General features: G+C 70.8%; 27 protein-coding genes. All 27 read left to right on the top strand.

Going from position 1 to position 20,172, the window contains the following annotated elements; translation table 11 throughout:
• Positions 1 to 93: 93 nt before the first annotated feature.
• The 27 genes from AB0M18_RS18220 to tgmC all read left to right on the top strand — a co-directional run bounded on the left by AB0M18_RS18220 (position 94) and on the right by tgmC (position 20,133).
• Positions 94 to 300, top strand: a complete 207-nt coding sequence (locus AB0M18_RS18220; RefSeq protein ID WP_365759046.1) for a hypothetical protein — start codon at positions 94 to 96, stop codon at positions 298 to 300.
• A 57-nt stretch (positions 301 to 357) separates the two neighbouring features.
• Positions 358 to 513: an Rmf/CrpP family protein gene (locus AB0M18_RS18215; protein WP_365759044.1), complete on the top strand. Its 156-nt coding sequence runs from the start codon at positions 358 to 360 to the stop codon at positions 511 to 513.
• A gap of 85 nt (positions 514 to 598) precedes the next feature.
• Entirely contained in the window at positions 599 to 1,285 is a 687-nt protein-coding gene (locus AB0M18_RS18210; RefSeq protein ID WP_365759042.1) for a hypothetical protein, read from the top strand.
• 19 nt (positions 1,286 to 1,304) lie between these two features.
• A complete protein-coding gene (locus AB0M18_RS18205) occupies positions 1,305 to 2,315 on the top strand; it encodes a major capsid protein (protein ID WP_365759040.1) in 1,011 nt (336 codons plus the stop codon).
• Positions 2,316 to 2,320: 5 nt separating this feature from the next.
• Positions 2,321 to 2,563, top strand: coding sequence for a hypothetical protein (locus tag AB0M18_RS18200; RefSeq protein ID WP_365759038.1), 243 nt, complete (start codon positions 2,321 to 2,323; stop codon positions 2,561 to 2,563).
• Positions 2,564 to 2,565: 2 nt separating this feature from the next.
• Positions 2,566 to 2,964 carry a hypothetical protein gene (locus tag AB0M18_RS18195; RefSeq protein WP_365759036.1) on the top strand — a complete coding sequence of 133 codons (399 nt, stop codon included), beginning with the start codon at positions 2,566 to 2,568 and terminating at the stop codon, positions 2,962 to 2,964.
• A complete protein-coding gene (locus AB0M18_RS18190) occupies positions 2,961 to 3,278 on the top strand; it encodes a hypothetical protein (RefSeq protein WP_365759034.1) in 318 nt (105 codons plus the stop codon). Before AB0M18_RS18195 ends, AB0M18_RS18190 begins: the two co-directional genes overlap by 4 nt.
• The gene (locus tag AB0M18_RS18185) at positions 3,269 to 3,634 is read left to right on the top strand and encodes a hypothetical protein (RefSeq protein WP_365759032.1); all 366 of its coding nucleotides are present in this window, start codon (positions 3,269 to 3,271) and stop codon (positions 3,632 to 3,634) included. Before AB0M18_RS18190 ends, AB0M18_RS18185 begins: the two co-directional genes overlap by 10 nt.
• Complete coding sequence (locus tag AB0M18_RS18180; protein WP_365759030.1) at positions 3,624 to 4,049, top strand: minor capsid protein; 426 nt, start codon at positions 3,624 to 3,626, stop codon at positions 4,047 to 4,049. The genes AB0M18_RS18185 and AB0M18_RS18180 overlap by 11 nt, the downstream gene beginning before the upstream one ends.
• A gap of 13 nt (positions 4,050 to 4,062) precedes the next feature.
• Positions 4,063 to 4,530 carry a hypothetical protein gene (locus AB0M18_RS18175; RefSeq protein ID WP_365759028.1) on the top strand — a complete coding sequence of 156 codons (468 nt, stop codon included), beginning with the start codon at positions 4,063 to 4,065 and terminating at the stop codon, positions 4,528 to 4,530.
• Positions 4,527 to 4,988, top strand: a complete 462-nt coding sequence (locus AB0M18_RS18170) for a hypothetical protein (RefSeq protein WP_365759025.1) — start codon at positions 4,527 to 4,529, stop codon at positions 4,986 to 4,988. The genes AB0M18_RS18175 and AB0M18_RS18170 overlap by 4 nt, the downstream gene beginning before the upstream one ends.
• Before the next feature lie 245 nt (positions 4,989 to 5,233).
• The gene (locus AB0M18_RS18165; protein ID WP_365759023.1) at positions 5,234 to 7,402 is read left to right on the top strand and encodes a hypothetical protein; all 2,169 of its coding nucleotides are present in this window, start codon (positions 5,234 to 5,236) and stop codon (positions 7,400 to 7,402) included.
• A 4-nt stretch (positions 7,403 to 7,406) separates the two neighbouring features.
• Positions 7,407 to 8,312: a hypothetical protein gene (locus AB0M18_RS18160; protein WP_365759021.1), complete on the top strand. Its 906-nt coding sequence runs from the start codon at positions 7,407 to 7,409 to the stop codon at positions 8,310 to 8,312.
• A 13-nt stretch (positions 8,313 to 8,325) separates the two neighbouring features.
• Complete coding sequence (locus tag AB0M18_RS18155) at positions 8,326 to 9,309, top strand: hypothetical protein (protein WP_365759019.1); 984 nt, start codon at positions 8,326 to 8,328, stop codon at positions 9,307 to 9,309.
• Positions 9,310 to 9,321: 12 nt separating this feature from the next.
• Positions 9,322 to 10,428, top strand: coding sequence for a hypothetical protein (locus AB0M18_RS18150; RefSeq protein WP_365759017.1), 1,107 nt, complete (start codon positions 9,322 to 9,324; stop codon positions 10,426 to 10,428).
• Positions 10,428 to 11,309, top strand: a complete 882-nt coding sequence (locus AB0M18_RS18145; protein ID WP_365759015.1) for a hypothetical protein — start codon at positions 10,428 to 10,430, stop codon at positions 11,307 to 11,309. Before AB0M18_RS18150 ends, AB0M18_RS18145 begins: the two co-directional genes overlap by 1 nt.
• Before the next feature lie 36 nt (positions 11,310 to 11,345).
• Positions 11,346 to 13,124, top strand: coding sequence for a hypothetical protein (locus AB0M18_RS18140; protein ID WP_365759012.1), 1,779 nt, complete (start codon positions 11,346 to 11,348; stop codon positions 13,122 to 13,124).
• Between the two features lie 68 nt (positions 13,125 to 13,192).
• Complete coding sequence (locus AB0M18_RS18135) at positions 13,193 to 13,990, top strand: peptidoglycan-binding protein (protein ID WP_365759010.1); 798 nt, start codon at positions 13,193 to 13,195, stop codon at positions 13,988 to 13,990.
• A gap of 68 nt (positions 13,991 to 14,058) precedes the next feature.
• Positions 14,059 to 14,322, top strand: coding sequence for a hypothetical protein (locus AB0M18_RS18130; RefSeq protein ID WP_365759008.1), 264 nt, complete (start codon positions 14,059 to 14,061; stop codon positions 14,320 to 14,322).
• On the top strand, positions 14,319 to 14,573 hold the full coding sequence (locus AB0M18_RS18125; RefSeq protein WP_365759006.1) for a hypothetical protein: 255 nt from the start codon (positions 14,319 to 14,321) through the stop codon (positions 14,571 to 14,573). Before AB0M18_RS18130 ends, AB0M18_RS18125 begins: the two co-directional genes overlap by 4 nt.
• A 197-nt stretch (positions 14,574 to 14,770) precedes the next feature.
• A complete protein-coding gene (locus AB0M18_RS18120; RefSeq protein WP_365759004.1) occupies positions 14,771 to 16,000 on the top strand; it encodes a helix-turn-helix transcriptional regulator in 1,230 nt (409 codons plus the stop codon).
• 55 nt (positions 16,001 to 16,055) lie between these two features.
• The gene (locus AB0M18_RS18115) at positions 16,056 to 16,496 is read left to right on the top strand and encodes a hypothetical protein (protein WP_365759002.1); all 441 of its coding nucleotides are present in this window, start codon (positions 16,056 to 16,058) and stop codon (positions 16,494 to 16,496) included.
• A gap of 158 nt (positions 16,497 to 16,654) precedes the next feature.
• Complete coding sequence (locus tag AB0M18_RS18110; RefSeq protein WP_365759000.1) at positions 16,655 to 17,005, top strand: hypothetical protein; 351 nt, start codon at positions 16,655 to 16,657, stop codon at positions 17,003 to 17,005.
• 96 nt (positions 17,006 to 17,101) lie between these two features.
• A complete protein-coding gene (locus AB0M18_RS18105) occupies positions 17,102 to 17,587 on the top strand; it encodes a hypothetical protein (RefSeq protein ID WP_365758999.1) in 486 nt (161 codons plus the stop codon).
• Between the two features lie 110 nt (positions 17,588 to 17,697).
• Positions 17,698 to 17,994 (top strand): putative ATP-grasp-modified RiPP, encoded by a 297-nt coding sequence (tgmA, locus tag AB0M18_RS18100; protein WP_365758997.1) that lies wholly within the window; start codon positions 17,698 to 17,700, stop codon positions 17,992 to 17,994.
• Positions 17,991 to 18,956 carry an ATP-grasp ribosomal peptide maturase gene (gene tgmB, locus AB0M18_RS18095; protein WP_365758995.1) on the top strand — a complete coding sequence of 322 codons (966 nt, stop codon included), beginning with the start codon at positions 17,991 to 17,993 and terminating at the stop codon, positions 18,954 to 18,956. Before tgmA ends, tgmB begins: the two co-directional genes overlap by 4 nt.
• Positions 18,943 to 20,133: an ATP-grasp peptide maturase system methyltransferase gene (gene tgmC, locus AB0M18_RS18090; RefSeq protein ID WP_365758993.1), complete on the top strand. Its 1,191-nt coding sequence runs from the start codon at positions 18,943 to 18,945 to the stop codon at positions 20,131 to 20,133. Before tgmB ends, tgmC begins: the two co-directional genes overlap by 14 nt.
• The last annotated feature ends 39 nt before the right edge of the window (positions 20,134 to 20,172 follow it).

The raw sequence follows: 20,172 nt of genomic DNA, 5'->3' as shown, positions 1-20,172 counted from the left end.
TTTGCGATCTTGCTTCCCCTGTCGTGATCCTGAGTTCGTGCCGCCGAGGCGCCCGGCGCACGTAACCGATCACATCTCACCGGGGGGAAACCCGTGCTCGACCTGATCACCCAGACCGCCACGCTCGCGATGGGCACCATCTCGTTGGTCGCCCTCGCGTCCGACCCGCTCGCCCCGTGCGGCACCGACGCCAAGCGGGAGGCGGAGACCATCCGCGACCACTTGCGCGCCGTGGCCAACCACGCCCGCGCCGTGATGGTGCTGCTCGTCCGCAAGACCGGCGCGGCCGGGGACAAGTAGGCCACACCCCGGCGGCGGGCGCCGTCGCCGGGGCATCCACTTCGAGGGGGTGGTCGCTTGGGCTTCCGCGAGGACGCACTGCGGGCTCGGCAGGCCGGGCTCGCCGCCGCGCGGGCCGGTCGCCCGGCGACCGCCTGCCCCCGCTTCAACGACTCACGGCTGACCGCCGCTTGGGTTCGTGGCTACGCCGCCGCCGCGCGGCCCGAGCAGTAGCCGCGCCCCTTCCCACTCACAGGGCCGTCCCATCGGGACGGCCCTTTTCCATGCCCGCACGACGCCCTCGGAGGGCCGAGCACTCATGCCCGAGCACATCCTCGACGACACCCTGCCGGTGCACCCGCGCACCGGTGACCGCGCCCTCGGCTACCGCCGGGACGGGCGCCCGATCTGGCCCATCAAGGGCGGCTCGGGCGAGGGCGATCCCAACCCGGCCCCGCCGTCCGGCGACCCGACCCCCGCCCCCGGCGCGCCGCCGGCCGCCGACCCCGCCGCCGAGCAGCAGCTCGCCGAGGCGACGACCCGCGCCGAGCAGGCCGCGGCCGAGCGCGACGAACTGCGCGCCGCTCTCGACGCCGTGACTCGGGCGCTCAACCCGAACGGCGGCGAGAACGAGCAGGACCCTGCCGCCCTGGCCGCCGCCGTCGCCGAGCGCGACCGGCTGCTCTCCGAGCACGCCGCCGAGCTGCGGACCGCCCGGGTCGAGCTCGCCGTCGCCCGGGTCGCCGCCGACGAAGGAGCGCGCGGCGACCGCCTACTCAACTCCCGCTCGTTCCTCGCCTCGGTCGCCGACCTCGACCCGCTCGACAGCGGGTTCGCCGACAAGCTCACCGCCGCGATCAAGGCGGCCGTGGACGCCGACCCCGACCTCTACCGCGCCACCCCGACCCCGCCCCGAGGGGGCGGCGAGTTCAACGGCCCGCCGTCTGGCGAGCGACGCGCGACCACCCTGCACGACGCCGTCGCCGCCCGCATGACCAGCGGCTGACCCGCCAAGGAGAAACGATTTGCCTACCTCCCTCGCCGAGGCGCGGAACAACGCGACCGATGACCTCGACCTCACCGTGATCGATGAGTTCCGCAAGAGCTCGGACATCCTCGACCGACTCACCTTCGACAACACCGTCAACCCGACCGGCGGCGGCGACACCCTGACCTACGGGTACCGGCGCCTGATCACACAGGCGAACGCCGAGTTCCGACCCCTGAACTCGGAGTACACCCCGGCCGAGGTGCAGACGCAGCGCTACACCGTCGACCTCGTTCCGCTCGGCGGTAGCTTCCGAGTCGACCGGGTGATCGCCCGCATCGGCGCGGCAGCGTCCGGCGCGGTCGCCCTCAACATGAGCCAGAAGATCAAGGCGGCCCGAGCGCGGTTCGCCGACGCGGTGATCAACGGCGACAAGGCCACCGACACCAACGGGTTCGACGGACTGTCGAAGATCCTCACGGGCACCGACACCGAGTACCTGCCGCTCGCGAACGGGGTCGCGAGCGGGTTCCTCGACTGGACGGCGATCAACGACAAGGCGGCGGCCCTGGCCGCGCAGCGCCACATCGACTCGTGGCTCGCCGCCATGGACGACACCCCGGATGTGATCTACGGCAACCGGAAGACGCTCGCGCTGTTCAAGGCCATCGCCGCGTGGACCGATCAGCTCGACAAGTCCACGGACGCGTTCGGCCGGCCGGTCGTCGCGTACAACGGCATCCCCCTGATCGACCTCAAGTCCAAGGCGGGCAGCAACGCCGACGTGATCGGGCTCGTGTCCCGCGATCCCGACGGCGCCGGTACCGGTGGCAGCGTGACCGGGCTCGGCGACCTGTACGCGATCCGGTACGGGCTCGACGGATTCCACGGGGCCTCGGTCGCCTCGGTCCCGCTCGTGCAGACGTGGCTGCCCGACTTCAACAGCTCGGGCGCCGTCAAGCTCGGCGAGGTCGAGATGGGGCCGCTCGCCCCGGTCCTCAAGGCGACCAAGGCCGCGGCCGTACTGCGCAACATCAAGAGCGCGTGATGCCCATGAACGTGCGCATCACCGCCCCTGTCACCGACTACACCGGCGACGGCCCCGGCGGTCTCCACTTCATCGACGGCACGGCCACCACGGACGACGTGGCGATCATCGGCTACTGCCAGGGGGCCGGATACACCGTCGAGCCCCTCGACGACGAACCGCCGGGCGAGACGCCCGCCACCGAGCCCGGCAGCCCGCCAGACGACAAGTCGGCGGGCCGTTCTGGTTCCCGCCGCGCGAGGGGGTGACCTTGGCCCGACAGCCCTACACCACCCCCGAGCAGCTCGCCGCATGGCTCGGCACCCCGGCCCCGGCGGACGCCGAGCGGCTGATCGCGCGGGCGGGCGAGGACATCGACTCGGCCCTGCTGACCGCGATCTACCCCGTCGACGACGACGGCGACCCGACCGACCCCGACATCGCCGCCGCGCTCGGCTCGGCGACGTGCGCGCAGGTCGAATACTGGCTCGCCGCCGGCGACGACGGCACGGGCGCGGCGGGCAAGTGGGACTCGGTCTCGATCGGCCCGGTCAGCCTGTCCGGCCGCGCCGCCTCGACGGCGGGCGCGTCCGGGGTCGAGCTCGCCCCGCGTGCGGCCCGCGCGCTGCTGCGCGCCGGTCTCACCCCGGGCGAGGTGCAGCAGTGGTGACCCGAGTTCCGCCGTCCCTGCTGCGGCACCGGGTCGGCGTCGAACCCTATCTCGGCGACGGCGCGTACGGCCCGACGTACGGGCCGTACGTCGAGCATCCCGCGCTCGTCGGCGAGGCCGTGCGCATGGCGCGCGCCGCCGACGGCCGCGAGGTCACGAGCACCGCGCAGATCATCGCCGCCCCCGGTCTCGACTGTCCGGCGGGCTCCCGCGTGACGCTGCCCGGCGGCCGGATCACGACCGCGATCAGTACGGCAGTACACACCGCCCCGGGCCTGCCAGTCCCCGCGTCGACGGAGGTGATGTGCGAGTGAGTCCGCAGCGTTCCCGCCTCCGACTCAACGGCGACGCAGTGCTGCGCGGCACCCGGGCGGGCGCGCTGCGCGGCCTGCTGCTCGGTGCCGAACACCTCCTCGCCGAGTCCCGCAAGCTCGTGCCGATCAACGAGGCGACCCTCGAACGGTCGGGGACCGTGTCGGTCGACGAGCAGGAACTGACCGCCGCCGTCAGCTACGACACCCCGTACGCGGTCCGGCAGCACGAGGAACTCGGATACCGACACGCCCCCGGGCGCAGCGCGAAGTACCTCGAACGCCCCATGAACAGTGAGGCGGCGACGGTCGCGGCGCTGATCGCCGCGCAGCTTCGGCGGTCGCTCCGTGGCCGTTGACCTGCTCGACGCATTCGCCCGCTACCTCGACGAGCAGGGGCTGCTCGTCTACGACCCGACCGGCACGAGCGGCGACTGCTACATCGAGACCCTCCCGCCCGAACCCGCCGAGGCGGTCGGACTGTGGCTGTACGACGCCGGCCCTCCGGACGCGCGCAACGCCTACGACACCCGCGCGGTGCAGGTACGCGTGCGCGGCACGGCCGACCCGCGCATCTCGCGCCGCCGCTGTGAGGCGATCTACGGCGCGTTGCACGGGCTCGCCGGCGTCGAGCTGCCGGGTGGCGTGTGGCTCATCCTCGCCGCCGCCCGCTCCACCCCGGCCCCCATGGGCACCGACGCGACCGGCCGTCACGAGCACGTGCTGAACCTCGCCGTCGACGTCGCCAACCCCACCACCCACCGCACCGAGTAAGGAGGTACCGCCATTGGGCCGCCCCATCGACGCCCGAGGCTGGATCTTCGAGGTTCGCGACGAGGAAGCCGCCACCGAGACGTGGCTGCGCATCGGGAACCTGACGAGCTGGAACCGCAACGAGTCGGAGAACGAGGAGACCGCCGACACCACCACGAACGACAGCGAGGGCTACTACGAGCAGGACGTGATGCAGCGCGGTGCGACGATCGAGGTCGAGGGACTGTACGCGCAGGTCACGACCGGCACGCCCGACCCCGGGCAGGCGTACATCGACAACGAATGGACCTACCGACTCGGCGCCGACTCCCGGGGCCGCATCCGGTGGCGCCACAAGACGCAGAACGTATGGGTTCTGTGGGACGCGACCGTGACCCCGGGCGAGCAGTCGGGCGGCACGAATGACAAGACGTCGTGGGGCGCCACATTCACGCGCTGCGGCAAGCCGACGACGGCGGCGGTCGCGGGAGGTACGACGTGATCGAGGACCCCCGCGACCTGGCCGCCGAGCAGCAGGGCGACGTCGCCGACTTCGACGCCTTTTTCTCGGAGCAGGCCGAGCAGCGCACGGGCGTACCGCTCAAGCTGTACGGCCGCGAGTACACGCTGCCGACAAGCCTCCCGCTGCTGTTCACGCTTCAGATGGAGCGGCTCAAGGACTCGGCCGACCCCGACGACATCCGCAAGATGCTGGCCTCGCTGTTCGGGCCGGACGCGCTCGACGCGTGGGCCGAGCACGGCATGACCGACCGGCAGCTCGGCGTCGTCCTCGTGTGGTCGACCGCGAACTGCCGCACCCCCGGCTCGGTGACGATGGCCGAGGCCGCGCGCCTGTACGACGAGCGCGAGAACGGCTCGGCGGGAAAAGCCCCGGGGAATCGGGCCGAGCGCCGGACCAAGAGCAAGGGGAAGAAGCCGGCGAGCTCTGGCAGGCGGTAGTCGCGCATTGGGCAGCGATCGAGTCCGACCTCGCCCGCGAGTACCACCTCGACGCCGAGCAGCTCGCGCGCCTGTCGACCCGACGGTTCCTTGTCCTGCTCGGCGGACTGCCCGCCGAGTCGGCGTTCGGCCGCCTGTGGCGACGCACGCCCCGCACCGTGACCGACCCGTCAGAGATCGCACGACTCACCGGAGTGCCGATGGATCACTGAACAACTGAATAGCGCCGAGGGGGTGATCTCCCCTTGGCCCTCACGATCGGTGAGCTCACAGGCTTCATCGACCTCGACGATTCCGGCGCGCAGCGCGGCGTCGAGGCCACCGAGGCGGCGCTGCGCGAGTTGCAGCGCGGCACCGACGGGCGGCTGCGCGACATGCGCGGCCGGTTCGTCGCCGAGGCCGCCGAGATGGGCGCCTCGCTCGGCGAAGGAGTCGGCGACGGCGCCGATGAGGCATCCGGGCGGCTCGCGCTGCTCGGCAAGGCTGTTGCAGGGATCGGCGTCGGACTGCCCGCCGTCGCCGCCGTCGGCGTCGCAGTCGGCGGACTCGCCGCCGCGGCGGCGTCGGCGCAGGCTGCGGTCAAGGCGTTCACGCTCGCCGCCGGACCTCAGCTCGAACAGGTCACCGGAGCGTACGAGCTCTACACCGCAGCGCAAGAGGCCGCGGCCAAGGGCGGCGAGGAAGCCGCCGCCGCGCAGAAGGCGTACAAAGACGCCCTCGCCGAGATGCCGCCGGCGACGCGCGAGACCGCGCGCTCGTTCATCGGCCTCAAAGAGGACGTCAAGCAGTGGTCGGACTCGCTGAGCTCCACCACGATGCCCGTTTTCACCAAGGGCATCGAGCTGTTGCGCGACCTGCTGCCAACCCTGACACCGTTCGTCAAGGGCGCGGCAGCAGCCTTCGGCGGGTTCCTCGACGAGGTGCGCGCCGGGGTCGAGTCGGCGCCGTTCAAGCGGTTCGCCGCCGACTTGGGCGAGGCCGCCGGGCCGAACCTCGCGAACTTCCTCGACGTTCTGAAGAACATCGCGGTCGGGTTCGCCGGCATCCTCTCGGCGTTCATGCCGGTCTCGACCGGCATGTCGGGCGGGCTCGCCGACCTGACAGCCCGGTTCGCCGAGTTTGGGCAGGGACTGCGCGACTCTTCCGGGTTCGAGGCGTTCCTCGACTTCGCGCGCACCGGGGCGCAGACCCTCGGCAACCTCGGCGGCGCCGTCGCGAACTTGCTCGTCGCGCTCGCCCCGCTGCTCGGCACAACCGCCCTGCTGATCAACGCGTTTGCGCAGGTGATCAGCGCCGTGCCGACCCCGGTCCTCTCGGCGTTGGCGGTCGTGATCGCCACGGTCACGATCGCGGTCAAGGCGTGGACCCTGTGGCAGACCCTCAGCTCGGCCGCCACGCGTGCGTGGGCGGCGACGCAGGCCGCTTGGAACGCGGTGATGGCGGCGAACCCGATCCTGCTGGTCGTCGGGTTGATCGCCCTGCTCGTCGCCGGCGTCGTCCTCGCCTACCAGAAAAGCGAAACGTTCCGGCAGATCGTCCAGGCTGCTTGGTCCGGCATCCAAGCAGCGGCGTCGGCCGCTTGGGGGCTGCTGAAAGCGGCGTTCGACGGGATCGTGTCCGCCGCCGGGTGGGTGATCGACTTCGTCAAGGCCAACTGGCCGATGCTGCTCGCGATCCTGACCGGACCCATCGGGATCGCGGTCGGGCTGATCGTCAAATACTGGGACAAGATCACTGCTGCTTTCGATGCTGCGTGGTCCGCCGTGCGCGACCTCGGCGCGTCCGCCGTCTCATGGGTGACCGAGCTGCCGGGCCGCATCGTCGGCGGACTGGCGAGCCTCGGCTCGAAGCTCTGGAACACCGCGACGTCGGCGTTCCGCAACTTCCGCGACGGACAGATTCAGCTCGCGCTCGCCGCCGTCGACTGGCTGCGCGGACTGCCCGGCCGCCTCGCCGACGCCCTCGGCAACCTCGGCTCGCTCCTGGTCGACAAGGGCGCCGACGTCGTGCGGGGTCTGTGGAACGGGATCAAGTCCATGGGCGGCTGGATCAAAGACAAGCTGATCGGCTGGGCGAAAAACATGATCCCCGGCCCGATCGCGAAGGCGCTCGGCATCGCCTCGCCCTCGCGCGTCATGGCGCGCGACGTCGGCCGCTGGATTCCCGCCGGTCTCGTGCGCGGCATCGAGAGCGGGCAGAGCGCCGTCGATCGCACCATGCGCCGGCTCGTCACCCCGCCCGCCTTCCCCGCCGCCGCACAGCTTGCCCCCGGCTCGTACGGGGCGGGCGGCGCGCTGCTCGGCGCGGGTGCCTCCGGCCGTGCCTCGGTCCATATCGAGCACTGGCACGGCGGCGAACAGACCCCCGAGCAGAACGCGACAGCGCTCGCCTGGCACATGAAGGCAAGGGGGTGAGCCATTGGCCCCCGGCGACAAGGTGACCAAGCTCGGACACGTCCAGTTCGGCGACGAGCTGCTGCTCGGCCCCGACACCCCGTACCGGTGGCGCTCCCTGTCCGGGTGGGAGGAACTGCCTGCCCTCGACTCGGGCAGCGTCAACCGCTCCGACGGACACGGCAGCTACCCCGGCCGGCTGCTCGCGCAGGCGCGCACGATCACCCTTGACGACGTGATTGTGCGCGCCCCGCGCGGCACCATCGGCGCCGTGGTCCGCGCGCTGAACGCCGCGACCGCCCTCGGCGACGCCGAGCAGCCACTCGTGATCTGGCTCGACGAACGCGGCCCCCTGCTCAGCTTCGCCCGCGTACTGCGCCGGGCCGTGCCCGTCGGCAACGGCTACCGGCTCGGCACCGTGACCGGGGCCGCACTCCAGTGGGAGGCATCCGACCCGCGCCGATACAGCCTGATCGAGCAGCAGACCGAGACCGCGCTGCCGGCACCCGAGCCCGGTCTCGATTGGCAGGTGATCCCCGGGCCGGAACGGCTGCTCTACCCGATCGACTTCGGCACCCCGGGCAGTACGGGAGCGCTGCGCGCGGTCAACGACGGCGACGCCCCGGCTCACCCGACCATCACACTCCACGGGCCTGTCTCCCTTCCTTCCGTGACGAACCTCCGCACGGGCGAGGTGATCGAGTACGACATCGACCTCGCCGCCGACGACGAGCTCGCCATCGACACCCGCGAGGGCACGGTCACGCTCAACGGCACCGCATCGCGGCTCTACACCGCGACCGCCCGCTCTGCGCCCGAGCAGCTATTCACGCTCCCTCCGGGGGCGACCTCGCTCGTCTTCCGTGCCGCCCCCGGCTCCACCGATCCCCGCGCCTCGGCCTCACTCCGATGGCGCTCCGCCTACTGGTAAGGAGGACCCCGCCTTGACCGTGCGCGCCGGATGGCTGCTCCCTGCGGGGCAGACCCGCGAGGACACCCGCCTTGTGCCGCTCGGCACCATGGCGCCCGAGGCCGCAATGACGACCCGCGACGGCGTGATCGCCGGCGGAACCGCGCTGAACGCGACCGGCGTCGGCGCCATGCAGGTGCAGATCGGCGTCGGCCGCGCCCTGGTGCAGGGCACCGACGCACAAGGCGCCTACCCCGTCGCCGTGACCGCACCCGAGACCCTCACCGTCGGCGACGGGCACGCGCAGTACACACGGATCGACGCCGTTGTGCTGCGGGTGCACGACGAGCTGTACGACACCGGCACTCAGACCCTCGCCCGCGTCGAGATCATCCGAGGCACCGAGACCGCGACGCCGACCCCGCCCTCGCTCCCGCCGGCCGCACTGCGGCTGTGGGAGATCACCGTTCCGGCCGGAACCTCCGCCGGAACCGGCGGCATCACTTGGGGCTCGGCCCTCGCCGACCGCCGCCGCTACACCTCCGCGTACGGCGGGATCATCCCCCGTGGTTGGGGGCTGTCGTTCGCCGGCGCGTACCCGGGCCAGTACCGCGACAACGGGGCCGGGCTCGACCGGTGGGACGGCTCGGCGTGGCAGACGCTCGACCCCGTGATCGGCTGGACGGCGCCCGCCCTCGCCACCGGCTACACCAACGGCGGCAACAGCCAAGGGACGCTGCGATACCGACGGATCATGCTCGGCGGCGTCCCGCACCTGCAATGGCGCGGCGGCGTCTCATGGACCGGCAACGCGACCCCGCCCAACAGCGGACAGCCACTCGCCGCACCCCTTCCCGCCGCTGCCCGGCCCGCGCTGCACACCTCCGCCTCGATCGCCGCCGGCGGCGTACCGATCAAGGTGGACTGCCAGACCAACGGCCACTTGAAGTTCATCGGCAACCCGTCGTTGACCACATGGGCCGCCCTGTCGGGCCTGATCTACCCGCTCGACACATAAGGGGGTGATCAGGTGATCGCCGCCGCGTACCGGGTGATCCTGTGCGACCTGCGCACCGATCAGGTGCTCGATGTCCTGCCCATCACCGACGTCTCGCTCGACGACTACATAGGCAAGATCGGCAGCGCCTCGGCCACGATCCCACTGCCGAACCGCGCGGTCGCCGCCCGCGCCCGCGCCGCCGTCGAACCGGGCCGCGTGGCGATGTGGGTCGAGCGCGGCCCGGAAATCTGGTGGGGCGGAGTGCTGTGGACCGCCTCGCTCACCAGCAACACCCGCGGCTTTCTCGGCCTCCAGGTACAGGCGGGCGGGTGGGCGTCGTACCTCGACCACCGCGCCGTACTCCACACCCAAGAGGCAACCCAAGTCGACCAATACGACATCGTGCGCGGACTGATCGACTACTCGGCGAGCCTGCCCGGCGGCGACATCGGCATCGAGTACGACGCCGAGCAGCTCTCGCACGTGAAGCGCGACCGCACCTTTCGCCGCTACGACGTCCCCCGCATCCGCGAAGTGATCGACCAACTCGCCGCCGTCGAGAACGGGTTCGAGTGGAGGATCGCGAGTTACCGCGACCCGAGCAGCGGACGCCGGATCAAGCAGCTACAGCTCGGTGCCCCCGTGATCCGCACCGGGTCGAGCGAGATCGTCCTCGACCACCCGGGCCCGATCATGTCCTACGGGTGGCCCGTCGACGCGACCGTGCAGGCCAACGTGTGGCAGTCCCGCGGCGCGTCCGACAACAAGAACCAGACCAAAGAGTCGCTGCCGCTCATGTCCGAGCTGCTCGTCGACGACGAGCAGCTCGTCGCCGGATGGCCGCGCCTGGACGGAACCTCGGACTACTCCACCGTGACCGAGCAGGCCACCCTCGACGCGCACGCCCGCGCCGACCTGGCCGCCAGCCTGCGCCCGCAGACGATCCCCGAGATCACGGTCGCACTCGACCGCACCCCCCTCTCGCCCGCCCTGCTCGGCGCCACCGTCCGCGTACGTATCCGTGACGACTGGTGGGCCGAGGGACTCGACCGCCGGTACCGCGTCGTAGGGCTCGCGATCTCCCCGCCCCTTCGCGGTCGACCCGAGACCGCCAAACTTCAGTTGGAGGCCGCCTAGTGGCAGCGATCCCCCTCGACCTGCTCGACCGAATCCGCGCACTCGAACGGGAGGTTCGCACCCTCGCCGGCCGCGCACAGATCCGCCCCGCACTCGACCAGATCCTGCACGGAGACATCACCATCGGCGAGGGCGGACAGCTCATCGCCCAGACACCCGAGGGCGTCGCGACGTTCAAGGTCGGCCAGACCCCGCAAGGCGACTGGGGCGTGTTCATCCGTCGCGCCTCCGGAACGCGGGCGCTCACAGTCGGCGACGACATCCTCGAAGAGGATCAGATGATCCGCATTTGGAGCCGCGACAAGGACCGGCCGACGCCCATTCTGATGGACGACGCTTTCAGTGATCGTTTCCTCGGCCGCCCCATGCTGCCGATACAGCTACACCCCACCGAGCGACAGAACACGGCGCTCACCACCTATCAACCGGCGTGGTGGGGCTCGGGGCCGGCAACGCACGCGGTCGCCGAGATCGAGCTGTTCACCTACGCCAACACCGGCGGCGGGCAGGTCAAGGTCACCATGCAGCCCGAGGGGGGAACCGCCGTCACGGTCGCCGAGTACGACTGTGCCCCCGGCCAGTGGACCAACAAGTTCATTCAGCAGCCCATGCATGACGTGGAGTTCATGCAGTGGGTCACGTGGACGGTCGAGCACCGCAACAAGGAACCGAACCGCGACGTCGAGACGCGGCTCTATTCGGCGCTCTACCGCCACACCTACACGCCCGACGAGGCCCCCCGCGTGCCGACCCGCACCCCAACGGCCACGGCCACCGCGCAGCAGGGCACCGGCCCCGCAGCGACCGAGGCACCGGCCGAGGCCAAGCGGCGGCCCGCACCGGTGCGCGCCCCGTCGGGGCTGCGCACCATCGACGACTAAGGAGGGCCCGAACTGCTGCCCCCGTCCATTCCCACTGTGACCGTGCGCGGTCGCTTCCTCGCCCCGAACGGCGTCCCGCTGTCCGGGGCGATCGTCTTCCGCGCACCGGCACAGCTCACCTTCCCGCAGGCCGACGTGATCCTCGGCGGCCCGGTGACCATGCAGCTCGACGCGCAAGGTCAGTTCGAGGTCACCCTGCCCGCCACCGACTCACCCGACATGGACCCGAGCGGGTGGGCGTACATCGTGACCGAGCAGCTCGCGGGAATCCCGGTGGGCCGCTCGTACAACGTGCTGTTGCCCCGGGCGCGGCCCGAGGTCGACCTCGCCGACATCGCCCCGACCGACCCCGCGAAACCGAACTACGTCGGCGTACCGGGACCACAGGGCGAGCGCGGGCCGACCGGTGCGCCCGGCTCGCTGATCTACAGCGGCACCGCCGCGCCCGGCGCCGCCCTCGGCGTCGACGGCGACCTGTACGTGCGCTACGAGACGACTGTGTTCCTCGGGGTCACCTCGACGACCGTCTCGACATGGCAGAAGACCGCCGGCTCGTGGGCGCAGCTCGGCGGCGACGTCCGGGGCGCGGCGATCTACGTCAACAACACGACGACGCCCTCGACGAGCACCAAGCCCGGGGATCTGCTGATCAGGACGGACTCGGGCGACATGTGGCAGCGCAGCGCCTCGGGGTGGGGAAGTCCGATCGGGAACATCCGGGGCCCGAAGGGAGACAAGGGCGACCCCGGGGCGACCGGCGCCACAGGAGCGCCCGGCGTCGTCCAGTCGGTCAACGGCAAGAGCGCGGCGGCGGTCGTGCTGAACGCCGCCGACATCGGGTCCATCGCCTCGAGCGCCGCCGGGGCGGCGGGAGGCGTCGCCACCCTCGGCCCCGACGGGAAGGTGCCCGCCGCTCAGCTCCCGCCGATCTCGGGCGGCGGCGCGGTCGACTCGGTCAACGGCAAGACCGGCGTGGTCGTGCTCGCCGCCTCGGACGTCGGCGCGCTCGACCTGGCCGCGGCCGACGCTCGGTACGTTCAGCCGTCCGGCATCCCCGTGACCTCGGTCGCGGGCAAGACCGGCGCGGTCACCCTGGCCGCCGCCGACGTCGGCGCCGAGGCCGCCGGAACCTCCGTCCTGCTCACCGGTACGCAGACGATCGCCGGTAGCAAGACATTCAGCAGCGTGCCGTCGAGCTCGGCCGCGCCGACCGCCGACACCCACCTCGCGCGGAAGTCCTATGTGGATGCGAGCGGGGGTGAGTTCCGGCCGAGCGACCTCGGTCTGCTGACGTGGGCGTTCGACCCCGCTCTCGGGCACTCCGCCCCGCTCTATCCGGGGTCGGGCCCGATCCGGGTCACGGCCGTCTATCTGCGGTCGGCAGCGTCCGTGACCAAGATCGCGTGGCACTTCGGCGGGTACGCCGGCGGTCTCACCACCGGATCGTGGGCTGCGCTCTACAACGCGTCGGGGGCACGGGTCGCGCAGACCGCCGACCTGTCGACCGCCGGGGCCGAGCCCGCCGAGGTGCACAACAGCGGTGGGGCGACCGTCTCGGTCCCGCTCACGGCCGCTTACTCCGCTGCCGCCGGTCTGTACTACGTCGCGTGGCGATTCCAGTACAACACCTCGACCGGCGACGGCCCGATGATGCTCGTCGCCGAGAGCTCGTTCGGCTCGCCGCCAAACGTCTTCGGCCTGACCGCCGTCCGTCGTTTCGGCTCGTACGCGACCGGCGGCGCGACCGCCCCCGCCTCGCTCACCCTCGCCTCGATGGAGAACGGATCTAACCGTTTCTGGGCGGCGCTCGCCTGATCGCCCGCCCCCACTTCCCGACGCCCCGCGCCCGACGGCCGGGGCTTTTTCTATGCCCGGAGGGCCCTTTGCAGTTCGTCACCCGCGCCCAGTGGGGCGCCCGCCCGTCCCGCTACGCGCTTACCTACATCGGCAGCACCCGGGGCGTGAAGATCCACTATGAGGGCACGTACGTGCCCGAGTCCCTCGGCCGCCCGGACGCGCACGACCAGTGCGCCCCGCGCGTCCGTGCGATACAGGCGAGCCACCTCGCCAACGATGAAGAGGACTACAGCGACATCGCGTACAACGCGCTCGTCTGCCCGCACGGCGCAGTGTTCGAGGGCCGCGGCGCGCACCGCAAGACCGGCGCCAATGGCACGGCGACGCTGAACGTGCAGCACTACGCGGTGTGTGCGCTGCTCGGCAGCTCGGGACTGACCGAGCCGACCGAGGCGCAGCTCTCCGGACTGCGCGACGCCGTCGAGTGGCTGCGCCGCGACGGCGACGCCGGCGACGAGATCAAGGGGCACCGCGACGGGCACCCGACCGCCTGCCCCGGCGGCCCGCTGTACGCATGGGTGCAGCGCGGCGCCCCGCGTCCCGGCGGCGGGGGCGGCTCCGGCACCCCAACACAGCGGTTCGAGCCGTACCCGGGGGCCGACTTCTTCAAGAGGTCGCCGCGCTCGCCGATCATCACCGCCATGGGTCGCCGACTCGTCGCCGTCGGCTGCTCCGCCTACCGCGAGGGCCCCGGACCGCAGTGGACCGAGGCGGACCGCCGCTCGTACGCCCGGTGGCAGCAGCGCCTCGGATACCGGGGCACCGACGCCGACGGGTGGCCCGGCCGCAAGAGCTGGGACGCCCTCAAGGTCCCCAAGGTCTGACCACCACACCACCGCCCTGCCCGCGCCTCGCGGGCGGGGCGTCCGGATTTTCAAGAGAGGAACCCCTCATGACCGACGCATCCCGCCGGACGCTGCGCACCGTCGTGCAGACCGCGCTCGCCCTGGCCGTCCTGCTGCCCGCGATCGTCGACGCTTCCGGCATCCCGGCCACCCTTCCGTGGGTCGCCGCGGCACTCGCCGTCGCCGGCGGCACGGCTCGGGTGATGGCGCTTCCCGGCGTGCAGTCCCTGCTGCCGTCGTGGCTGCGCTCCGCGCCGAACCGCGACGACGAGCTGCTCGCCCTCGATCGTGATCGGGACGGACGCCCGTGACCGACCCGACCCCGAGCGACGTCGCGCTCGAACTTGAGCGACTGCGGGGCGTCGTAGAGGCCGGATTCGCGCGCGTCGACGGATCGCTCGCGCTGCTCGTCCAGCGCAGTGACCAGACCGACAAGCAGCTCGCCGACCATGAGGCCCGGCTCGACGCCCTCGAACGGAACCGGTGGCCGCTCCCGAGCATTCTCGCCTTGGTCGCCGTGATCGGCCTCGCCCTCACCCTGTGGCAGACCGCCACCCGCTGAACATCCCGCCCCCTGTACCGGCCGAGGTCCGGTGCAGGGGGCGCCCTTGTCGTTTCCGCGCACTTCCTGACCGGTAGCACTCCACACTCAGCGTGGCCGCTCGGTACCTTCGTGGGTATGAGCCCGACGGATGGAGCACGGATGCCTCGCCGAACGCTTGGACGCCGCCGGCGCCTCACTGCATGGGGGGCGCGCTGATGTTGGAGGAAGCCGAGGAGATCGGCCGCCGCGTCCGGCGCGCCCGGCTGCGTCTGGGGATGCCACAGGCTGATCTCGCGACCGCTCTGGGGAAGACTCAGGGATGGGTGTCGAAGATGGAACGGGGCCATATCGAGCTCGACCGCGTCGGCCTGCTCAATCAGGTGGCCGCAGAGCTGCACGTACACCCGAATGACCTGATCGGCCGCCCGTACAACAGCTCGCCCGACGAGAACCAATGGCAGGTGGCCGCTTCATCCATCCTGCGCGAGCTGCGCCGCTACGATCTCGCCCCGGTGTTCGAAGGAACCCCGCGGCCATCGCGTCAACTGTGGCAGGAGACGACTCGACTGCACCGACTGCGTGACGCTGCCGCGAACGTAGCGATCATGCAGGTTTTGCCGGACATGTTCCGTGAAGCCCGTGCCCTCGCCGAGATCTCGACCGGGCACGAGCGCGAGGAAGCGTTCGCGATCTACGCCGTGTGCTGCAAGTTCGCGCACACCGCCGCGCACGCCCTTGGTCATCCCGAGTTGGTCGCCATGTCTTGCGAGCGGGCGGCGTGGTCGGCCCGGCTTTCCGGCGATTCCGTCATGCCTGCGGTCGCGGACTGGATGCGCGTTTGGGACATGTGGGCCACCGCAGATTGGGCGGACGCCATCGCCCTCTCAGATCGAGCAATCGCCAGCGTTCAGCAGGGGTTCGATCAGGGCGAGCCGCTCGCAATGCGCGCCTGGGGCTCGCTGCAACTGCGTGCCGCAGTCTCCGCAGCACGGGGCAATCGAACGGCGGAAGCCGAGGAACGGGTCGGTCACGCGAGAACTGCCGCCGAACGCTTGAGCGCGTACGTCGGACCGCCGATCTACGACCGGCACTCGCTCACGTTCTCACCCGGCAACGTACAGATTCATGCGATCAGCGTCGCCCTCGAAATGGGACAACAGCGCAAGGCTCTGACCATAAACCGACGCACGTCACCGGACTTGGTCGCCGCGCTTCCCAACTCCCGTCAAGGTCATCACCACATGGATCTCGCTCGTGCGTGGTTGTGGGACGGCAACCGCGACAAGGCGTTGCAGGAACTGGAGACCGCCGAGCGCATCGCCCCGCAGCTCGTCCGGAACCATCCCATCGCCCGGTCAACCCTGCGCAGCATCGTCTACGCCGAACGAGCGGCCACCCGCGAGAAGCTCCGTCGCATGTCAGACCGCTTCCACCTCGACGGATGAGGGTGATATTCCTCCGGTTCATATTCGGGCCGTAGCTCCCTCCTAGCTTCGGAGCATGGCCGAACAGTCCTCGAAGCAACTCCCTGTAAGTGGCGTCGAGTTGGGCGCCGGCAACCCGTTTCATCCGCGACTCGGCGACCTCGCCCTCGACCTCGCCAAAGACGGGCAGATCGGGGTAGTGGTCGCCTTACCGAGCGACACCGCGAGGTCGTACCTTCTGCGCTTGCCGGGCGGCGGGGGTGACTGGCGGGCGAGCTCCGACGGAACCACCCTGCGCCCCGTCGCGGTGCCGGTCACCCACGTCACCCCACAGCGCCGCGACGTGGTTTACGACCACAGAGCGCAGCAGGCTGCCTTACCGGTGACGGTCCACCACGCCGACGGGGGAACCTCCGAGGCGCTGCTCATCCTCACCCCGGCGGAAGTCGAGATGTACCACTTGCAACTCGACCAGGTCATCGAGCGTCGGGAGCAGGCGCGAGGGATCGGCGAATGAGCGCGGCCGTCGCAATGCATCGCCCGCCGACCATCCTGCGCCCGCTGACGACTACCGCCGTGTTCGGCTGTGAAGTCAACGCCCGAGGGCTTGCGGGCAGTCACGACGTCACGATCGCTTACCGCCGGGCCGCTTCACCTCGGCTTGCCGCTCGATGGATGCGCACCGAAGCTCAGCACCTCGCGCGGCTGCTCGCTCCTGACCCGTCCGCGCCCTACCTGTGCTCGGCTCCCCTCGCCCCCGCCGACCCCGTCGGCCCGAGGCCCGATGATGAACTGCTCGCGTGGGCACGTGACGACGCGCAGTACGAGCACGCGCTGCACGCCCTCGCGTCCGGCGAGGTCTACACGCTCACGGTCACTGACTACGACGCCGTGTATTCCGTGCGCGCCTACCCCCTGCGCGCTTGCAGCCCATCCCTGCTTCCCGCCCCCGCCGGCCGGCGCTCCTATGCCCCGGCGAGGGCGGGGCGCCACCGAATGCCCCGACGGTGGCGGAGCCCCTTCTAGTCCCCGTCCCCGCGCCACTTGACGGCTCCCCCCGGGCGCGGGGGCGGTGCAAGACCTGCTCAGAAACAACCGTCCCGATCCATAGGGAAGTGAGGCATGGAACAGACCGAGCCCGTCGGCCTCGACGTTCCTCCGGGCCCCGGCTTCATCGCGTCTGTCGCGGCGCAGACCGACGTTCGCAGCATTGAGGGCTTCGACCTAGCCCGCTTGCTCATCACACATCCCGGTCCCCGCCGAGCGAACGAGACGATCGAGACGGTCGAGGACGGTATGCGCCGCCTCGCCGTGGCGCTGCACCTCGGTTCAGGGGATGACGCGCCACCCGTCATCGGCGCGCGGATCGTGATCCGCCGAGGGCGCGCCACTCTGGACTACAGCCACGACCAGTACGTCATCACGTTGCCCTCGGCCTCGCCGGAATGGTTGGCGCTCGTCGGGCGGGGCGGACTGTGCCGTGTGTGCCTGGTGACGGCCCCCCTCTCGCTCACCGCCGACACGGCAGAGACCGACGCCCACCTGATCGCGAGCCTCGCCCGCGGCCAAGTCATGTGGGGAACGACGTACGCCCGCCAGCGGCCGTAAGGACTGCTGAGACACCAGACTCCCGCCTCCGCCGGATGCTCGTTCACTCACCCGGTGGGGGCGGGGCTCCATCGCAAGACAGGACCCAATCCCTGAGCGGAAGGACCGCGATGTTCAACTACGCCGACCGATTCCCGACCGGCACCCCGTTGCCGCAGGGCCACCTCACCCCGGCCCCGTGGGGTCTGCGCCGCATGGCGGCGTACCCCGGGACCACGGTTCACGAGCACGTCCGCGTCGAGCTCGACCCGGTGTCCCAGACCGGCCGCTACCTCAACGCCGCCGGCGTCCTGGTCATGTCCCCCGGCCACGGCACCAGCAGCGGCACCAACCCCTCGACCGGGACCTCGCCGGACGGCACGGCGGGCAGCGGTGACACGGACACCGGGAACGACACCGACCAGTGACCCAAGGGCATCGGCCGGTCGTCGTCGTCACCAACCTTGAGGACCCGACCGCAGATCTCGTAATCGCCGAGCTGCACGACCGGGGTGTCCCGGTCGTGCGGTTCGACTCTGGTGACTTCCCCGCTACCTTGTCGTGCTCAGCCCACATCGGGGGCGAGCTGACTCGGTGGGGCGGAAGCGTCGCGACACCCTCTCGCGTCGCCGAGCTCGGCGACGTGCGGTCGCTGTACTACCGGCGACCGTCCGGGTTCGTGTTCCCTCACCTCGACGAGCAAGACGCACGGTTCGCCGTCGCGCAGGCCCGATACGGGCTCGGCGGCGTGCTCGCGTCCCTCCCCGACTGCCTGTACGTCAACCACCCGAACCGCATCGGCGACGCCGAGTACAAACCGGCTGGCCTCGCCGCGGCTGCGGCGAGCGGGTTCAAACTGCCGCCGACGCTGATCACGAACCGCCCCGACGAAGCTCGGAACTTCGTCAAGGAACACGGGCCGGTGATCTTCAAGCCGCTGTCCGTTCCCCTCTACCTCCGCGACGGTGTTTCTCAGACCGTGAGGATCGCCGAGGTCGCTGCCGAGGAGATTGACGACGCGGTCGCTGGCACCATGCACCTGTTTCAGGCGCGCGTCGACAAGGACGCCGACGTACGGGTGACGGTTGTCGGTGAACGCATCTTCGCTGTCCGCATCGACTGCGACCTGCTCGACTGGCGCACGGACTACAGCACCCACACTTACAGCGTCATCCCGACGCCGCCCGACGTAGAGCGCGCGATCTTCGCGTACCTTCGGCACTTCGGGCTCGTCTTCGGCGCTTTCGACTTCGCCTTGACCCGTGACGAGTGGACTTTCATCGAGTGCAACCCGTCGGGTCAATGGGCGTGGATGGAACCGCCCACGGGCCTCCCCATGACTGCGGCCCTGGCTGATCTCCTGGAGCGAGGAACCCATGCCACCCGATGACCTCAACATCACTGCCGCCAAGCTGCGGCAGCAGCTCGCCGCCCAACTCGCCGCCGGCGACTCGCTGCGTTCCCCTCAGTGGAGGACCGCCGTCGAGGATGTGCCGAGACACGAGTTCCTGCGCCAGTTCTACACGGAGAACCTCGGCCCGGGGGTGACGTCCTGGACGCCGATCAGCTCCGAACTCGTCGGGGCCGCCGAGTGGCTGACCATCGCCTACAGCGACCAGACGCTCGTAACGCAGTTCGATGGGCGCCCTCTCGACTGGAACGACCCGAACCCGGTCAGCAACGCGAACCCCACGTCATCCTCGACGCTGCCGTCACTCGTCGTTCGGATGCTGGAAGACCTCGACGTTCACGACGACATGACCGTGCTCGAACTGGGCACCGGTACGGGTTACTCGACGGCTCTCCTTTGCCACCGCCTCGGCGACAAGAACGTCACGTCGATCGAGACCGATCGCGACGTCGCCGACAGGGCCCGGATCGCGCTCGCGAGCTGTGGGTACTACCCCCGGCTCCTGACCGAGGACGGCCGACACGGCTACGCCGGCCCCTCACCGTACGACCGGACGATCGCGACCTACGGCGTCCGCAGCGTGCCGGCAGCGTGGGTGAAACAGACCCGCCCCGGCGGTCTGATCGTGACCACCCTTCGGGGGTGGATGCGCTCGCTCGGACTCGTCCGGCTCACGGTGGACGGGGACGGACGGGCAGAAGGTCCCTTCATCGCCGCTGACCCGAGCTTCATGATCGCGCGGCAGCAGGCGGCCCCCGCGAACATGGGGATGATCCCCGCCCCCGACGACGGAAAGACTCGCGAGACCACCCTCGGCCGCGAGGCGCTGTCCATGCCCGACAGCGGATTCGTGGCACAGGTCGTCATGCCGAACGCACGGCACTTCACCATGCGGGACGACAGCGGCATCGAGAGCACATACGTCCTGGACGCCGAGAACGATTCGTTCGCCGTCCTCACCCAGCAGGGCGACGACACATGGACCGTGCGGCAGGGCGGGCCGTCCGCCCTGTGGGATGACCTCGAAGAGGCCATCAGCCTGTGGCACGCCGCCGACTCCCCGCCACCGACCGGGTTCGGCGTCAGCGTGACCCCGGATGATCAGCGGGTGTGGCTCGGCTCCCCCGACGGGCCGAGCTGGACCCTGCCGAAGTGAGAAACCGCCCGCCCGTACGTGCCCGCACCGGGCAGTGCG

Source organism: Streptomyces sp. NPDC051909, assembly GCF_040681095.1.
Classification (GTDB): domain Bacteria; phylum Actinomycetota; class Actinomycetes; order Streptomycetales; family Streptomycetaceae; genus Streptomyces.
The sequence above is the reverse complement of the archived record's forward strand: the minus strand, read 5'-3'. Positions and strand labels throughout refer to the sequence as shown.